Source organism: Corynebacterium zhongnanshanii, assembly GCF_014490575.1.
In the GTDB taxonomy this organism is placed as follows: Bacteria; Actinomycetota; Actinomycetes; order Mycobacteriales; family Mycobacteriaceae; genus Corynebacterium; species Corynebacterium zhongnanshanii.
In genome coordinates this window covers 797,497-814,437 of the sequence record NZ_CP061033.1, presented here as the reverse complement: position 1 = coordinate 814,437, position 16,941 = coordinate 797,497, and the positions used below count along the sequence as shown (strand labels likewise).

Below are 16,941 nucleotides of genomic sequence, written 5' to 3'. Positions count from 1 at the left end.
AGAATCCCGCAGCGCAGCCGCCTCTGCGGACACCATGATCTCCATCCAGAACGTGTGGAAAAAATACGGTCGCCTGGAGATCCTCAAAGGCATCGACCTCGACGTCCCCGCCGGCACCGTTACCTGCCTCATCGGCCCGTCTGGTTCCGGTAAGTCCACCCTGTTGCGGTGCGTGAACCACCTGGAAAAGATCACCGCGGGACGCATCTACGTCGATGGGGAACTCATCGGCTACCGGGAGAAAAACGGCACCCTGTACGAGATCTCGGAGAAGGACGCGGCAGCCCAGCGTGTGGAAGTGGGCATGGTGTTTCAACACTTTAACCTCTTCTCCCACCGCACGGTGCTGGAAAACATCATCGAGGCACCGATCCAGGTGCGGAAAGAAAACAAGGACGAGGCCATCGCCCACGCCCAGGAACTCCTGGAACAGGTGGGGCTGGCGCACAAGGCGGACGCCTACCCCGTGCAGCTGTCCGGTGGACAGCAGCAGCGCGTGGCCATCGCGCGCGCCCTGGCGATGCGGCCGAAGCTGATGCTCTTCGACGAGCCCACCTCCGCCCTCGACCCGGAGCTGGTGGGTGAAGTGTTGAACGTGATGCGCCGCCTGGCCGACGACGGCATGACCATGCTGGTCGTCACCCACGAGATGGGCTTTGCCCGCGAGGTGGCGGACACAGTGGCCTTCATGGATGGTGGCGTGATCGTGGAGCACGGGCCGTCAGAGCAGGTGATCAACGACCCTCAGCACGAGCGTACGAAGGAATTCCTCTCCAGTTTGCTCTAAGGCCGTACCTCCACGTGCCAGGGAACACGTGGAGTTCCGGCGTCGTCTTTGACCTGGCGTAGCAACGGCTCCGCTGGGTCTTTTTCGCGTGTGGTGAGCAGCTCGGCGAAGTTCATCGTCAGCCCCGAAATGGATCCCATGGTGTAGTCGCGCACGGTCACCGTGAGCTCCCCGCCGGTGGGCTGCGCATCAGGATCGTCCTCGCTGAGATCGCTCAAGTCGTCGCTTTCGCTCCCTCCGTGGAGCTCGACCCACGTCGCCACCAGCTCCGGATCCGGGGCCAGTCCCGTGGTCACGGTGAAGTCTGCATCCAAGGCGCCTTCTAAGGCGGCAATCATCGATCGGAAATCCTGTTCGATGGCGTTGTGCTCCTCGGCGGTGGCAAGGGTCCGGAATTTAATAGTAGGCATGCACATTAGTGTGGCACACAGGTCCCTTTTGGTCGATATCTGCACTAGAATCCCTAGTGTGATTGGCTCAAATTCCTCGCGTCCCGCGCCCGTTCCCCCGTTGACCACGCTGCCAGACGGCACAATCAAGCAGGTCAACCCCTTTTCCGGTACCGAGGTGTGGACGGTGCGCGGCCGCGGCGATCGCCCCAAAGACATCATTGAAGAGCACAAAAACTCCGCCGAACCGATCGACAACAGGGACGCGGCGTCCGTGTTTGGGCTGGACAACATGCTGGACACGCCGCCGGAAAAGGCGCGCCTGATCATCGACGAGGACGGGGATCCACGCATTGTGCGCGGCGTTCCCACCACTGAGCTGCACTCCACCGATCCGCTCTTTCGCCGTGTGGCCAATCTCTATGAGATCCTCACCTATGACTACTGGCTGCTGAACTACGGCTACCAGATGAATGCCTCTGCCGGCATGCACATGACCGACTACCTGTCCACCCCGGAGGGCCAGGATCACGTGGAGTCCATCCTGCGCCAGAAGTGGCAGACCCAGGGCATGCCCGCCGAGGAGATTGATGCTCAGTTCACCGAGGACCGACGTATGCAGACCCTCTACGAGAAGTCCCGCATGCTGTTCGCCGGTGGGCACGATGTGATCATCGCCCGGGACCACTACATTCCCGGCGCGACCACCACCGATCAGCTGGCCAGCTCCGGCGAGTTGAGTTGGCAGCACCACCGTCTGTTCATTGCCTTCACTGTGGATGGGATGGATCAGCTCTACCGCCAGAACCGCTATGTGCGCTACGTCGCGGCGTTCCAGAACTGGCTCTCCCCTGCGGGCGCGTCCATCGAGCATCTGCATAAGCAGTTGGTGGCTATCGATGAGCACGGCCTGCAAAACGAGGTGGAGATCGCCCAGGTGCGCTCCAACCCGAACATGTACAACGAGTGGGCCGTGGACTACGCGGCCCGCCACAACCTGGTCATCGCGGAAAATGACCATGCCATCGCTTTTGCCGGCTTCGGGCACCGCTGGCCCACCCTTGAGGTGTTCTCCAAGTCTGCGACCACGGAGCCGTGGTTGATGAGCGATGAGGAACGGGATTCCATGGCGGATCTTGTGCACGCCTGCCATGTGGCCTCCGGCCCGCTGATCCCCACCAACGAGGAGTGGCTACACCGTCCGCTGGATGTGGATGTGCCGATGCCGTGGCGCATCGTGATCAAGTGGCGCGTCTCCACCCTGGCCGGTTTCGAGGGCGGCACGAAGATCTACATCAACACCACCAGCCCCATGGATCTCAAGGATGCGGTGCTGTCCACGCTCACCACGGCCCGTGAGGAGGGCCGCCTGGCTCCGGGGATTCGCCTGGGCGATGAATGTGATTTCCGCCCGAACTCTCTGAAGTACAACCCGGCCGTGCGCTAGCACGGGCGTACACTGTGGGTCATGACTGCCGCTAAGATCTCTAATTTCATCAACCATGATCTCCCGGACTTGAGCTGGACCCGGGACTTCTACGAATGGATGCACGCCCACCCGGAGTTGAGCCTGCAGGAAGAGAACACCGCGCGCTTCATCACCGAAAAGCTGCGCGAGTTCGATTGCCAGATCACCACCGGCATCGGCGGCCACGGAATCACCGCTGTCTTCACCAACGGCGAAGGCCCGAATGTGCTCATGCGCGCCGATTTCGATGCGCTGCCGGTCACCGAGAACACCGGGCTGCCCTACGCCAGCACCCATGACGGGGTGATGCATGCCTGTGGACACGACGCCCACACCACCGCACTCATCGCCCTGTGTGCTGTGCTCGACGAACGTCGTGACATATGGTCGGGTACGTTCACCGCCCTGTTCCAACCCGCGGAGGAAGTCACCCAGGGCGCATCGAACATGATCACGGACGGCCTGGCCGAGGCGATCCCCACCCCCGAGGTCTGCCTCGGTCAGCACATCGTGGCTGGTGCGCCCGAGACCATCATGTCCGCCCCGGGACCGGTACTCGCCGCGTGTGACACCATCACCGTCGAATTGTTCGGCAAGTCCGCGCACGGCTCCCAGCCCCACCAATCCATCGACCCCACCTACCTGGCCGCCCTCATCGTGGTGCGCCTGCAGGGCATCGTGGGCCGCGAAGTGTCCCCGTCGGACTTCGCTGTGGTGACGGTGGGCACGCTCAGCTCCGGGCACACGAACAACACCATCCCCGAATCCGCCACGCTGGTTCTCAACTGTCGCTTTTATGACACGGCCGTGCGCGATAAGACCTACGCGGCTATCGAGAGGGTCATTCGGGGTGAGTGCGTGGCGTCGGGCTGCATGAAGGATCCCATCATCACCTATAGCGCCCACGGTGAGCTCACGGACAACGACGCCGACGTGTTCCACCACGTGCGCCCCATCTTCGACGAGGTATTTGGGGATAAATCCATCGACGCCGAACCGTGGACAGCCTCCGAGGATTTCTCGGAAATCCCCCGCCACTTTGGTGTGCCGTATCTGTTCTGGACGGTCGGCGTGACCGAGCAGGAGGTGTGGGATTCCGGCACCGACATTCCGGGGAACCACTCACCGCTGTTCCACCCCACGGCGGGTTCGGTCAAGGCAGCGGAAAAGGCGGCTATCGCCGCAACGCTGAGCTACCTGTGGAAGGACTAGGTTACCGCCGCCGGGCCTCGGTGAGGGCCTGGCGAAACGCCGCCTCATCCAGCTGAAGCGCATCCCTCTTCGTGAGGCGATGCACCACCGTGGGGCACTTCAGGCACCGAGGACGATCCTGGCAGCACTTGTCCTTGACGATCCCGTGCTCCAGAATGAGGCGGGCCTTGTGCAGCTCCTTGGTGGACCCCACAGCACCGGGCTCCCCCAGGCGCACGCGCTTGGACTTGGACTTATGCTTGTGCTTCTTTCGCCCGAAGGCCGGGGCGTCGTGGTGACTCGAGAGCGACTTTTTCTTTTTTCTGCCCAAGTTAGATCCGCTTGCGCTCGGCACCCAGCAGGTGAACCTGGATCATATTGGTGTTGCCCTGGATGCCCGGCGGGGAACCGGCCACCACAACCATCATGTCGTCGCGCTTGTACTCCGACTGAGCCAGGAGCATCTTATCCACGGTCTCAATCATCTGGTCCGTGGACTTCACATCAGGGGTGTGGAACGTCTCCACGCCCCACGTCAGGGCGAGTTGGCGGCGCACCTCCTCGTTCGGGGTGAACACCACCATCGGGATATGCGAACGCAGCCGTGCCACGCGCTTGGCCGTATCGCCGGAGGAAGTGAATGCCACCAGGGCCTTCGCGTTGAGGCGCTCTCCGATGTCCTTCGCGGCATAGGAGATCACGCCGCGGCGGGTACGCGGGCGGTGCGTCAGCGGCGGAACCTCGCCGTCGATCTCGGCAGCCTGCACGATGCGCGCCATGGTCTCCACCGTCTGGAGAGGATACTTACCCACGGATGTCTCACCCGAAAGCATCACGGCATCCGCGCCGTCCAGCACGGCGTTAGCCACATCGGACGCCTCGGCACGAGTGGGGCGAGAGTTCTCGATCATGGAATCCAGCATCTGGGTGGCCACGATCACGGGCTTCGCATTCTCGCGGGCGATTTGGATAGCGCGCTTTTGCACCAGGGGGACGTCCTCCAGCGGAACTTCCACGCCCAGGTCGCCGCGTGCGACCATGACAGCGTCGAAGGCAAGAATGACGGGCTCCAGGGCATCCACGGCCTCCGGCTTTTCCAGCTTCGCGATCACGGGAACGCGGCGGCCCTCTTCCTCCATGATGTCGTACACCAGCTCCACGTCGGAGGGGGAACGCACAAAGGACAACGCGATGAAGTCCACGCCCAGCTTCAGGGCGAAGCGAAGATCGCGGATATCCTTCTCACTCAGCGCAGGAACGGAAATATTCATGCCCGGCAGGGACACGCCCTTGTTGTTGGACACGGGGCCACCCTCGGTGACCTCGCAGACCACGTCGTTGCCATCGACTTCCTTGCACACCAGTGCAACTTTGCCGTCGTCCACCAGCAGGCGGTCACCCGGGCGGGCATCCCGAGCCAGCTGCTTGTAAGTGGTGGACACGCGATCATGCGTGCCCTGAATATCGTCTACGGTAATGCGAATGGTTTCGCCGGTGGCCCACACCGTGGCGCCCTCAGCAAAACGCCCCAAGCGGATCTTGGGGCCCTGAAGATCGGCGAGGATTCCCACTGCCTTGCCGGTTTCTTCCGACGCCTGGCGTACCCACGTGTAATTCTGCTCATGGTCAGCATGCTCGCCGTGGGAAAAATTCAAACGGGCGACGTTCATTCCCGCGTCAACCAGGCCACGGATCTTATCCTTGGACGCTACCGCGGGGCCGAGAGTACAGACGATCTTTGTTCTTCTAGTCACCCACCCCATCTTATTCCCTTTGCGGAGACGCTGCCACGCGGGGCTGCTTACGGCCTGTCCATACGAGCAACGCCACGGCCGCGACGAAGATCACAGCGGACACCACAGAGTTGATGCGGATGCTGCCGAACACGAGCGTGGCCTCGTCCGTACGCAGAAGCTCGATGAAGAAACGCCCCAGGGTGTAGCCCGCCACGTAGAGCATGAACAGGCGGTGCCCCTCCAGGGAAAAACGCTTCTCCGCCCAGACCAGGAACGCCGCGAGTGCGAGGCAGAAGAGGAGCTCGTAAAGAAACGTAGGTTGAACGCTCGCGATGACCTCGCCGGTGGAGCGTCCCGCCAGCTGGTCCGTGTAGCCGTTCTCATCCACGCGACGATAAATCTCCAGTGCCCAGGGCTTGTCCGAAGGGCCGCCGTAGATTTCCTGGTTGAACCAGTTACCCAGGCGCCCGATGGCCTGCGCCACGGGAAGGGCGGGCGCCACCGCACCCGCGAACATCGGCACGGACACCTTCTTCACCTTGAGCACCGCATACACGGCGAGGCTGCCCACAATAATGCCACCCCAAATGCCGAGGCCCCCGTTGGTGATCTTGAAAATATCCGCCGGGTTGCGCCCCTCGCCGAAGTACTTCTGGTGATCGGTGAGCACGTGATACGCACGAGCACCGATAATGCCGGCGGGCAGGCCCACCAGCAGGGCGTCCATGACCACGTCTGGATCACCGCCGCGCTCCTGATACCGCTTCTTGGTCCACAAGTAGGCCACCACCACCCCTGTCAGGATGCACAGGGCGTAGGCGCGCAGTGGGAAGCCACCAAGGTGCCACACACCCTGCGGCGGGGACGGAATCGCAGCGAGAACAGTCGTGGTCATCTTAGGCTCCCTTTCGCACTCCCGCTGCCAGCTCTTCGGCGAGCTGCTCCAGGTGACCTTCGTCCGCGGCCTGGATGAGGGCGGAGCCCACAATCACGCCATCGGCGAAGGCCGCGATGCTGGCGGCCTGCTCACCGTTGCGCACGCCCAGACCCACGGCCACCGGAAGATCCGTCGCCTGGCGCACGCGGGCGACCAACTCCTCAGCGGAGCTGGACACCGACTCCTGCGCACCCGTCACACCCATGTGAGACGCGGCGTACACGAACCCGTTTCCGGCAGACACGGTGGTGACCATCCGCTCCGCAGTGGTGGACGGCGCCACCAGGTACACCGGCGACAGATCATGCTTCTGGCACGCCGCGGCCCACCGATCCGCCTCTTCGGGCAGAAGATCCGGGATGATGCTTCCCAAGCCACCGGCCGCGGCCAGCTCCTCGGCGAACTTCTCCGGCCCATATTGCAGAATCGGATTCCAGTAGGACATCACCACTGCATGGGAGCCAGCCTCCACGACGGCGCGCACGGCGTCGAAGGTATCCTTCACGCGGAAACCCGCATCCAGCGCAGTATCCGCAGCAGCTTGAATGGTCGGTCCATCCATCATCGGATCGGAAAAAGGAATGCCCACCTCCACCAGATCGGCGTGGCGCGCGAGCGAGATCATGAGCTCACGGGATTGCTCGTTGGTGGGGAAACCCGCGGGGAGATAACCGACGAAGGCAGCGCGTCCCTCGGCGCGGGCATCGAGGAAAACCTGTGCAAGACGTGATGGCATTACTGATCCTCTCCCTCTGTCAGGCCGAACCATTCATTGGCAGTGGCCACATCCTTATCGCCACGGCCTGAAATATTAACGATGATGGTGCTTCCAGGCTCCCGCTTCGCCACCTTCACCGCCGCAGCCACAGCGTGCGCCGATTCGATAGCGGGGATGATCCCTTCCGTCATGGACAGCTGCCGGAAGGCATCCATCGCCTCCGTGTCCGTGATGGGCAGGTACTCGGCCCGACCCTCGCTGTGCAGCCGGGAATGCTCCGGCCCCACGCCGGGGTAGTCCAGGCCGGCAGAGATGGAGTGGGACTCGATGATCTGGCCGTCCTCGTTTTGCATCAGGTCAGCATAGGCGCCTTGGAACACTCCCCTGCTGCCCACGGTAATGGGAGCGGCGTGGCGGCCGGTCTCCACTCCGTCGCCGGCGGCCTCGGCGCCGATGAGCTTCACACCCTCATCGCTGATGAAACGGTGGAACAGGCCAATGGCATTAGAGCCACCACCCACGCAGGCGATGACGGAATCCGGAAGTTTTCCTGTTTCGTCCAGGATCTGCTGGCGAGCCTCCACGCCGATGATGCGCTGCAGATCGCGAACCATCTGCGGAAACGGGTGCGGACCGGCGGCCGTGCCGAAAGCGTAGTACGTGTCATCTGCGTGAGAGACCCAGTAGCGCATGGCCTCGTTGATCGCGTCCTTCAGCGTGCGCGAACCGATCTTCACGACCTCCACCGTGGCGCCCAGCAGGCGCATGCGCGCAATGTTCAGCGCCTGGCGATTGGCGTCCACCTCGCCCATGTAAATGCGGCAGTCCAAGTCTAGGAGCGCACACGCCGTGGCGGTGGCCACACCGTGCTGGCCGGCGCCCGTCTCCGCGATCACCTGGCGCTTGCCCATGCGCTTAGCCAGCAGCACCTGGCCCAGCACGTTGTTGATCTTGTGGGATCCGGTGTGATTCAAGTCCTCACGCTTGAGCCACACCTTCGCGCCCACCTCCGAGGAGAAATTCGGAGCGAAATACAGGGGGGATGGCCGGCCGGTGTAGGTCCGGTGCAGCTCATCGAGCTGATCCAGATAAGTCTGATCGGACTTCGCCTTGTTCCATGCATCGGTAATCTCGTCGATGACGGCCATCAAGGCCTCGGGTACATAACGACCGCCGAACTCTCCCCAATGGCCCCGGTCATCGGGTTCGTGGTGAGTTGGGGTGGCGAGAACCTCGCCCACGGTAGGTAATGTCACAGACTCGTTATTCACAAGTCTCGATAGTACCTGCCAGCATGGACATCACGTTTAGTCACCCTTGTTTGGACACGAGGGATGTTGCCCTGCAGCCACCAGTGCCTTGCAGGCAGCGCCCGGGTTACCGGCGGTGACCAGACCTTCACCCACCAAAATGGCGTCCGCTCCAGCGCCAGCGTAGGCCAACAGATCCCGCTTATCGCGCACTCCGGACTCCGCCACCTTAATGACATCATTCGGCAAGGAAGGGGCGATCTCGGAGAACACGTTCATGTTGACCTCCAGGGTCTTCAGGTTTCGCGCGTTTACGCCGATCACCTTCGCCCCGGCCTCCACGGCCCGCTGTGCTTCCTCTTCGGTGTGAACCTCCACCAGGGCAGTCATGCCCAGGGACTCCACGCGGTCCATGAGGGAGACCAGACGCTCCTGTTCGAGCGCCGCCACGATCAACAGCACCACGTCAGCACCGTGCGCACGCGCCTCGTGAATCTGATACGGGTTCACGATGAAGTCCTTACGCAGCAGCGGAATGTTCACCGCCGCGCGGACCTTGTCGAAGTCCTCCAGGGAACCGCGGAAGCGTCGCTGTTCCGTCAGGCAGGAGATGACGCTGGCGCCGTTCGCGTCATAGGCCGCGGCGAGCACTTCCGGCTCCGCGATCTCAGCGAGGTGTCCCTTGGAGGGGCTTGCGCGCTTGACCTCAGCGATGACCTTCACATTAGGGCCAGACAGCGCCGCATAAGCATCGAGTGCCGGAGGGGCGTCTAAAGACATGGCTTTGATCTCCGCATAGGGAATCTTGGCCTCGCGTTGCGCTTGATCCTCAAGCACTCCCGCGATGATCTCGTCCAACACACTGCTCATGCTGTCTTGTCCTCCTCAAGTAACGTTCCACTAAAGGTTAGCGACGGGATGTCTCTGAGGGAAAATCACCATCATCCGTGGGGTCGACATCCGTGGGGTCTACCCCCGAATCCAACGCGTCCCACAGCACGCGCGTAGAGTCCGGGTTCTGGCGCAGGTCCTCCTCTACCCCCTCCCGGCGGGCCTCCGGGGTTTCGTAGCGGCTATGGCCGCGCGAGGTCTCCCCCGGCTTCATCATGATGAGCACTCCTCCACACACTCCACACGCTGCCGCCGCAATGGCCAAGGCGACGGGGAAGGTGTGCACGTGGGCGTCGGTCACCATGGCCCACCCGGATACCTGCAACGGGTCGGATTGCTTTTGCGTTCCCACCCCCGAGGTCAGGATGTCGTGGGCACGCCGCAGGTCCACCTCGGTGGTGAGCAGTTGCACGGAACGGAAGCTCGCGGTGCCCGCCAGCACGGCAATGAGCACGCCGAGCACACGGCGAAGCACCACAGGCACCGCCAGCATGGCAATCAAGGAGGCCAGCATCGCCAACGCCAGCGGAGTAGCAGCCGGATCCCACACGGATCCCACCAGGTCCTTCACAGAGTCCCCAGCCTTGTCGTCCGAAATGTCCACCGTGAGGTAGGTCATTCGGCCAGCCAACCACAGGCCTGCAGCAGACAGCACCACCAGCGCCAAGGCCACGGCGCGTACAGAGCGCGTGTTCTTCATCAGTTCACCTTTTACTTGTCACAGCGGTCAGTCAGGGTCTTCACCCAAGCGGTCAGTACAGGGTCTCCGCCGCAGCCACGGCACGTAGCACCGCCGCGGCCTTGTTGCGAGTTTCGAGGTCCTCCGCATCCGGATCGGAATCAGCGACAATTCCGCCTCCGGCCTGCACATACACGGTCCCGTCTTTGTACACGCCCGAGCGGATCGCAATGGCCTGGTCCGTGTTGCCCGCGAAGTCGAAGTAGCCCACGGTTCCGCCGTACACGCCGCGCCGGGAATCCTCGAGCTCGTCAATGATCTTCATCGCCGACGGCTTCGGCGCGCCAGACAGCGTTCCGGCCGGGAACGTTGCGGCGAAAGCATCCACCGCGGTCTTATCTTCAGCCAGGTAACCGGACACGCCCGAGACCAGGTGCATGATCGCCGAATAGCGCTCCACATGCCGGAAGTCGTGTACCTCCACCGTGCCGGGCACGCTCACACGCCCCAAATCATTGCGCCCCAGATCCACCAACATCAGGTGCTCCGAGTTTTCCTTCTCATCGCCCACCAGCTCCTTTTCCAGCAGCTGGTCCTCCTCCACGTTCGCGCCGCGCGGCCGGGATCCCGCGATCGGGAAGGTCGTCACCTGGCGGTCACGCACCTGCACCAAGGACTCCGGGGAGGAACCCACGATCTGAAATGCCGTCTCGCTGAAATCCTCGTTCGGCACGTTCAGCAGGAACATGTACGGGCTGGGGTTGGAATGCCGCAGCATGCGGTAGATGTCCAGCGCTGGCACGGTAGTGTCCACCTCAAAGCGTTGGCTGAGCACAATCTGGAAGGCATCCCCCGCGCGGATGTGTTCCTTGGTTTCTTCGATGCGTCGTTTGTGGTCGTCCAGGCTACGCTGGCGGCGTGGCTGCGGTGCAGGCGTCTCAAAATCTTCGACGCCCACCGCCAGCGACTCACCCAATCGCGCGACCATGGCGTTGATGCGTTCCACGGCCTCGTCGTAGACCTCGTTCGCCCGCGCCTCGGAATTATCCCAGTTGATGGCGTTGGCGATGAGGATGATGGTTCCCTCATGGTGATCGACCACCGCCATGTCCTCCACCAGCAGCTGCACCATGTCCGGGATGTCCAGATCATCCACGCAAGTGTTGGGGAGATCCTCGATGTAGCGCACCATGTCGTAGGCCATGTACCCCACCAGGCCGCTGGTGAGCGGAGGCAGCTCCGGATCGCGTTGCGTGTGCAGCGCCTGCAGGGTGTTGGTGACCGCTTCCAAGGGGTTGTCGCCCAGGTCGATGTCCACCGGCGGGGTGCCGATCCACCGCGCCGGGGAGTCCTTCGCCACGAGCGCGCAGCGCGCGCCCGTGCCGATGAAGGAATAGCGGTCCCAGGACTGTCCGTGGGCCGCGGACTCCAGGAGGAAGGTTCCCGGCCGTCCGGCGGCCAGCTTTCGGTAGGCGCTCAGTGCAGTTTCGTGGTCTGCCAAGACTGTGCGCACCACCGGTACTACTCGGTGGGTTCGTGCGCGTCGCAGGAAGTCGTCACGACTGGTTACCGTAGTCATGCCGTCTATTGTGCCACGGCCGCTACTCGAGCAGACCGTCGGCGTCGAAACAGGTCCACGTCCCGGTGTGGCACGCCGCGCCACGCTGCTCCACCTTCAGCAAAATGGTGTCCCCGTCGCAGTCCAGGCGCACGTCAACGACCTTTTGGGTGTGCCCGCTGGTTTCTCCCTTGATCCAATAGGATTCGCGGGAGCGTGACCAGTAGGTTCCCTTGCGGGTGGCCAGGGTGTGAGCCAGCGCGTGGTCGTTCATCCAGGCCATCATCAGGACGTCTCCGCTAGCGGCATCTTGCACCACCGCGGGCACCAGCCCCGCCTCATTGCGCTTCAGGCGCGCTGCAATGGCGGGATCCAAGGGGTAGTCTGCTGGGGAATCCTCGGCCGAACTCATAGGCGCACCTCGCTGCCGGCCTCGGCCATGGCCTGCTTGACTTCTTTAATCTCCACCTCGCCGAAGTGGAAAATGGACGCCGCCAGCACCGCGTCGGCACCCGCCGCAACCGCCGGTGGGAAGTCCTTGGCGGCACCCGCGCCGCCCGAAGCGATGACGGGAATCGTCACCACGGCTCGCACCGCCTCGATCAGTTCGATATCGAAGCCCTGCTTCGTGCCATCCCCATCCATGGAGTTCAGAAGGATCTCGCCCACGCCCAGCGCTTCGCCCTGCTTGGCCCACTCGATGGCATCCACGCCAGCGGATTTCGTTCCACCATGGGTGGTGACTTCGAAGCCGGAGGGGTAGCCCTCGGCGCGGCGGGCGTCGATGGACAACACGATGCACTGCGCGCCGAAACGTTGGGACAGCTCCCGCAGCAACTCCGGGCGGGCAATGGCCGAGGAGTTCAGCGACACCTTGTCCGCGCCAGCGCGCAGCAATGTATCCACGTCCTCTTCGCTGCGCACTCCCCCGCCCACAGTCAGCGGGATGAACACCTGATCGGCGGTGCGACGCACCACGTCCAGAATCGTACCGCGCCCGTCCTTCGACGCCGACACGTCCAGGAACGTCAGCTCGTCAGCCCCCTCGCGGTCGTAGCGCTGGGCCAGCTCCACGGGATCACCTGCATCGCGCAGCCCCTCGAAGTTCACGCCCTTGACCACTCGGCCGTTATCGACGTCCAGGCAGGGAATCACCCGCACGGTCACGCTCATCGAATGCCTCCTCGGTCCCTAATATCCTGCAGGTTTCTAGCGGCGGTTCCAATCGGAACCGCCTGAATGTGCTGAAGCAAGGTGGAATGAACCTCCGGTTCACCCGCCACCAAGCCGGACACCCCAGGGCGCCATGGATTGCCGGCGAAGTCCGTGGCGATGCCGCCGTTTTCTTCCACGGCCAGGATGCCCGCGGCGTTGTCCCACAGATTCGGGCTGAAGGTCACCGTGCCACCAAACACACCGGCGGCGGTGAACGCCAAGTCAATGCCCACCGAGCCGGTCACACGCATGCGGGGGTAGGACTTACCGATTTCGTTGAGCATGTCCTGGCGGTAGCTGATCGGCAGATTCCCGCGGCGCTGCGAGAGAATCGAGCCGAAGCTGATCTGCGTCACGCCGGGATCAGAGTGTGGCATGGGGCGTGCAGGCATGCCGTCCACGCTCACGCCGTGGCCCTGGCGTGCGGTAATGCGCTTGCCCAGCAGAGGCATTTCCGTGACCGAGAGCAGCGTCTGCCCGCGGTGCACCAGGGACACCAAGATACAGGCGAAGGGATTGCCCACCGCGTAGTTGGCGGTGCCGTCAATCGGATCGACCACCCAGAACGTCTCGGGCAGATCGTTGTTACGCGGTGGGGCCGCGAGCTGTCGACGGGGGCCGTCCAAACCGTCCGCCAGGGCGTCGTTGGCATTATGCTCCACAACCTGGCCGGGCATGACGGTCCCGAACTCCTCGCCATGAACGGGCAAGCCCGTGTACTGGGACAGCAAGGTGCGCAGGTGGCGCTCCACGTTCAGGTCCGCCTCCGTGGCGAAATCGCCGGGAGCTTTCATGACCTCCGGCTGGGCACCGACCGCGGCAGTGAAGATAGTTTCGGCTTCATCGACCACTGCCTCGGCGATCGCCAGCAGTGACCGTGTATCTAACTCGTCGTTCATGGTCGGGATGCCTCCAAGGCTTCTTCCAACGTGAACTTGCCGGCATACAACGCCTTGCCCAGAATCGCAGAGTCCACGCCTTCGTGGACCACCGCAGCCAGAGCGCGGATGTCATCCAGGCTGGAGATACCGCCGGAGGCCACGACTGGTGCCGAGGTTGCAGCGGCCACGTCACGAAGAAGATCAATGTTGGGGCCGGTGAGCATGCCATCACGGGACACGTCAGTCACCACCAGACGAGATACGCCCTGGGAATCCAGGCGCTCCAGAACCTCCCACAGCTCGCCGCCATCGGACGTCCAGCCACGGCCGCGCAGGCGCCACTCGCCATCCACCTCGCGCGTATCCAGGCCGATGGCCACGCGATCCCCGTAGCGCTGGATGACGGATTCGCACCACTCGGGATCCTCCAGCGCGGCCGTACCGATGTTCACGCGGCGGCAGCCCGTGGACAGTGCGCGCTGCAGGGACTCGTCGTCACGAATACCTCCGGAGAGCTCCACATTCACGTCCAGCGTGCCGGTGACCTCCTTGAGCAGCTCAAAGTTGGATCCACGGCCGAAGGCCGCGTCCAGGTCCACCAGGTGCACCCACTCGGCGCCGGCGTTCTGCCAGGCCAGGGCCGCGTCCAGTGGAGCGCCGTAGCTGGTTTCGGTTCCCGCTGCTCCCTGTACGAGGCGCACGGCCTGACCATCGGCCACGTCAACGGCGGGGAGTAGGGTCAGGGGCTGCGATGCGGAAGAGGTCATGTCCGAAATCCTAACGTGAAGTGATTCTTTAACTAGTAATCAGAATAAATGAGGGCGCGTGGTTTACAGGGTAGAGACCCAGTTGCGGAGCAGTGCCGCGCCGGCGTCGCCGGACTTTTCCGGGTGGAATTGGGTGGCCCACAACGGCCCGTTTTCTACCGCTGCGACAAAACGCGAGCGCCCGTGCTCTGCCCAGTGTACTTTCGGCGCCTCGGTGCGACCATCAGTGAAGAGCTCCCATTCGCGCACACCATAGGAGTGCACGAAGTAGAAGCGTTCCTGCTCCACGCCGGCAAACATGGTGCTGCCGTCCTGAACTTCCACCGTGTTCCAGCCCATGTGCGGCAGAACATCGGCATCCAGCTTGTCCACGGTTCCCGGCCATTCACCACAGCCGTCGGTGCTGCCGTGGTCACCGTGGTCTGCGAACTCCACACCGTGTTCGAACATGATCTGCATTCCGACGCAGATGCCCAGCACCGGGCGGCCACCGGCGAGCATCTGACCGATCATGCGGTCGCCGTGCACCTCTTTCAGCCCCTTCATGCACGCTGCGAACGCACCGACGCCCGGCACCAACAGACCATCGGCCTTCAGAACAACCGTGGGGTCATTCGTCACGATCACTTGCGCACCGGCACGCTCGACAGCGCGTTGTGCGGAACGAACATTACCACTGCCGTAATCCAGCAGCGCAACCGTGGGTTGAGTCTCAGCCATAGGTGACATATTACTTCCCTACCTTTGAGAATGCCGCTGCACCCAACGCTAAGACGATAATGAGGCCGGATGCCAGGAACGCTCCCTGGTAGGCGAAGCTGGTGGCCACCACGCCGAGCAGCAGTGCACCTGCGCCGGTCCCGGAGTCGAAACTCATGTTCCACACGGCCGAGGCCACGCTGGCCTTCGAGCGTGGCAGGCGGTGGAACATGAGCAGCAACGCCTCGTTTTGCACCGCACCGAAACCGGAACCGAACAGGGCTGCTGCCAGGATCGCCAGTGCCCAGGAGTGCTGCCCGTTGACGATCATCCAGGTGGCCACGCCCACGCCGGCCGCGCACAAGACGAGCGCCGGAACCAGGGCCTTGCCGGGGTAGCCCACCCGGTCCGCCAGAGTTCCCGCCACCAGGCGCGAGCCCATTTGCATACCACCCAGCACAGACAGGACAACTCCGCTGATGGCCGCCGACGTCGCTGGAGCCATGAACGTGGAAAAGGCGGCGAAGCCGGTCGCCGCGGCACCAATGGCCACGCCGGGTAGCAACAAAAGCCTCCACGTGCTCGTGCCCTCCGAGGAGCGCTTCTCCCGTTCCGAGGCCTTGATGGACGGCAGCCCCAGTGCGGCCACGGCTCCGACCACAGCTCCGATCACCGCGATCCAGAACACGGCGTCACCGAAGGCCGAATGGACCCACAATCCCGCAGGAAAGGCGAGAAGCTGGCTGGATCCCACCGCCAGCCCGTACACGCCTGAGGACCGACCGATCAACTCCGGTGGCACCAGCTCTGAGATCAATGCCGCCTCAGTCACCGTCACCGCACCAAAACCGACGCCGCGCACGATCGCCACGGCCAGCACCACCCAGGGTTCAAAGCTCAGCAGGTGCATGGCCGCCGGGAGGCCCAGCATCAATCCACTCAGCATCAGCACTGGCCTGAATCCGACAGTGCGCAGCAACCACGGCGTGAACGCCTGTGTGATCACGGTGGACGCCATGAACACAGCGGTCGAGAGCCCCGCCAGGGAATCCGAACCGCCATTGTCGATAATCGCCAGCGGGATCACGGGCAGGAGCAGTGACCAGCCGCCAAAAGCACAGAAAACCGCCACGAGCGTGGCGGGTAGTCCGGGGGTCTTCAGTAATTCCTTGATTACAGGCTTCCTTTCGTCGATGGGATTCCAGCCACCCGCGGATCGTCTTCCACCGCCTCGCGCAGTGCACGGGCAACTGCCTTAAACTCCGCCTCGGTGATGTGGTGAGGATCCCGACCATACAGGCAGCGCACGTGCAGCGCGATGCGGGCGTTGAAGGCCAGGGACTCGAAAAAGTGCTGATTAATCACCGTGGCATAGTGGCCACCGATCACAGCGTTGATCATGCTGTCCGGCTCACCGGTACCAACGTAATAAGGACGACCGGACACATCAACAATGGCGTGCGCCAGGGTCTCATCCATCGGAATATATGCATCGCCGAAACGGCGCACTCCGCGCTTATCCCCCAGCGCTTCTGCCAGGGCCTGCCCCATCACAATCGCGGTGTCCTCCACCGTGTGATGCGCGTCGATCTCCACATCGCCTGTGGCGTGCACCGTCAAATCAAAACTGCCGTGGGCGCCGAGTGCGGTGAGCATGTGGTCGAAAAACGGCAGGCCCGTGTGAATGTCGGTCTTCCCCGTTCCATCGAGATTCCATTCCACCGTAATGTCAGATTCCCGAGTAGTGCGGGTGACTTTTCCAATGCGACTCATCC

The 16,941-nt window shown here is 63.1% G+C and carries 19 protein-coding genes; 3 read left to right on the top strand and 16 right to left on the bottom strand.

Translation table 11 applies throughout. The features are described from left to right. Positions 1–34 precede the first annotated feature (34 nt). Entirely contained in the window at positions 35–787 is a 753-nt protein-coding gene (locus tag IAU67_RS03645) for an amino acid ABC transporter ATP-binding protein (RefSeq protein WP_151843182.1), read from the top strand. On the opposite strand, the gene IAU67_RS03640 is transcribed toward IAU67_RS03645, so the two are convergent. Continuing rightward, complete coding sequence (locus IAU67_RS03640) at positions 784–1,197, bottom strand: hypothetical protein (protein WP_151843130.1); 414 nt, start codon at positions 1,195–1,197, stop codon at positions 784–786. The two genes, IAU67_RS03645 and IAU67_RS03640, sit on opposite strands and share 4 nt — an antisense overlap. A 58-nt stretch (positions 1,198–1,255) precedes the next feature. Here IAU67_RS03640 and IAU67_RS03635 point away from each other — a divergent pair, with 58 nt between their 5' ends. Together IAU67_RS03635 and IAU67_RS03630 are read left to right on the top strand one after the other, a co-directional pair. After that, positions 1,256–2,623 carry a DUF4921 family protein gene (locus tag IAU67_RS03635; RefSeq protein WP_151843129.1) on the top strand — a complete coding sequence of 456 codons (1,368 nt, stop codon included), beginning with the start codon at positions 1,256–1,258 and terminating at the stop codon, positions 2,621–2,623. Between the two features lie 21 nt (positions 2,624–2,644). Further along, the gene (locus IAU67_RS03630) at positions 2,645–3,856 is read left to right on the top strand and encodes an amidohydrolase (RefSeq protein WP_151843128.1); all 1,212 of its coding nucleotides are present in this window, start codon (positions 2,645–2,647) and stop codon (positions 3,854–3,856) included. A gap of 1 nt (position 3,857) precedes the next feature. On the opposite strand, the gene IAU67_RS03625 is transcribed toward IAU67_RS03630, so the two are convergent. The 15 genes from IAU67_RS03625 to hisB all read right to left on the bottom strand — a co-directional run bounded on the left by IAU67_RS03625 (position 3,858) and on the right by hisB (position 16,939). Continuing rightward, entirely contained in the window at positions 3,858–4,166 is a 309-nt protein-coding gene (locus IAU67_RS03625; protein WP_151843127.1) for a hypothetical protein, read from the bottom strand. Position 4,167: 1 nt separating this feature from the next. Then, positions 4,168–5,589 carry a pyruvate kinase gene (pyk, locus tag IAU67_RS03620; RefSeq protein WP_187767959.1) on the bottom strand — a complete coding sequence of 474 codons (1,422 nt, stop codon included), beginning with the start codon at positions 5,587–5,589 and terminating at the stop codon, positions 4,168–4,170. Between the two features lie 10 nt (positions 5,590–5,599). After that, a complete protein-coding gene (lgt, locus tag IAU67_RS03615) occupies positions 5,600–6,466 on the bottom strand; it encodes a prolipoprotein diacylglyceryl transferase (RefSeq protein WP_151843125.1) in 867 nt (288 codons plus the stop codon). A gap of 1 nt (position 6,467) precedes the next feature. Beyond that, positions 6,468–7,244, bottom strand: a complete 777-nt coding sequence (trpA, locus tag IAU67_RS03610) for a tryptophan synthase subunit alpha (RefSeq protein ID WP_151843124.1) — start codon at positions 7,242–7,244, stop codon at positions 6,468–6,470. Next, complete coding sequence (trpB, locus tag IAU67_RS03605; RefSeq protein ID WP_151843123.1) at positions 7,244–8,497, bottom strand: tryptophan synthase subunit beta; 1,254 nt, start codon at positions 8,495–8,497, stop codon at positions 7,244–7,246. Before trpB ends, trpA begins: the two co-directional genes overlap by 1 nt. Positions 8,498–8,533: 36 nt before the next feature. Further along, positions 8,534–9,346, bottom strand: coding sequence for an indole-3-glycerol phosphate synthase TrpC (trpC, locus tag IAU67_RS03600; RefSeq protein WP_151843122.1), 813 nt, complete (start codon positions 9,344–9,346; stop codon positions 8,534–8,536). A gap of 37 nt (positions 9,347–9,383) precedes the next feature. Further along, positions 9,384–10,067 carry a TIGR02234 family membrane protein gene (locus IAU67_RS03595; protein WP_187767958.1) on the bottom strand — a complete coding sequence of 228 codons (684 nt, stop codon included), beginning with the start codon at positions 10,065–10,067 and terminating at the stop codon, positions 9,384–9,386. A 52-nt stretch (positions 10,068–10,119) separates the two neighbouring features. Then, positions 10,120–11,625: an anthranilate synthase component I gene (locus IAU67_RS03590; protein WP_151843120.1), complete on the bottom strand. Its 1,506-nt coding sequence runs from the start codon at positions 11,623–11,625 to the stop codon at positions 10,120–10,122. Positions 11,626–11,647: 22 nt separating this feature from the next. Beyond that, positions 11,648–12,016 (bottom strand): phosphoribosyl-AMP cyclohydrolase, encoded by a 369-nt coding sequence (gene hisI, locus IAU67_RS03585; protein WP_151843119.1) that lies wholly within the window; start codon positions 12,014–12,016, stop codon positions 11,648–11,650. Beyond that, positions 12,013–12,777, bottom strand: coding sequence for an imidazole glycerol phosphate synthase subunit HisF (hisF, locus tag IAU67_RS03580; protein WP_151843118.1), 765 nt, complete (start codon positions 12,775–12,777; stop codon positions 12,013–12,015). Before hisF ends, hisI begins: the two co-directional genes overlap by 4 nt. Continuing rightward, complete coding sequence (locus tag IAU67_RS03575; RefSeq protein WP_151843117.1) at positions 12,774–13,718, bottom strand: inositol monophosphatase family protein; 945 nt, start codon at positions 13,716–13,718, stop codon at positions 12,774–12,776. Before IAU67_RS03575 ends, hisF begins: the two co-directional genes overlap by 4 nt. Beyond that, entirely contained in the window at positions 13,715–14,467 is a 753-nt protein-coding gene (priA, locus tag IAU67_RS03570) for a bifunctional 1-(5-phosphoribosyl)-5-((5-phosphoribosylamino)methylideneamino)imidazole-4-carboxamide isomerase/phosphoribosylanthranilate isomerase PriA (RefSeq protein ID WP_151843116.1), read from the bottom strand. Before priA ends, IAU67_RS03575 begins: the two co-directional genes overlap by 4 nt. A gap of 63 nt (positions 14,468–14,530) precedes the next feature. Continuing rightward, positions 14,531–15,187 (bottom strand): imidazole glycerol phosphate synthase subunit HisH, encoded by a 657-nt coding sequence (gene hisH / locus IAU67_RS03565; protein ID WP_225723595.1) that lies wholly within the window; start codon positions 15,185–15,187, stop codon positions 14,531–14,533. Positions 15,188–15,197: 10 nt separating this feature from the next. Further along, positions 15,198–16,298, bottom strand: coding sequence for an MFS transporter (locus IAU67_RS03560; protein ID WP_225723594.1), 1,101 nt, complete (start codon positions 16,296–16,298; stop codon positions 15,198–15,200). 41 nt (positions 16,299–16,339) lie between these two features. Then, positions 16,340–16,939 (bottom strand): imidazoleglycerol-phosphate dehydratase HisB, encoded by a 600-nt coding sequence (gene hisB, locus IAU67_RS03555; RefSeq protein WP_151843113.1) that lies wholly within the window; start codon positions 16,937–16,939, stop codon positions 16,340–16,342. Positions 16,940–16,941: the final 2 nt, after the last annotated feature.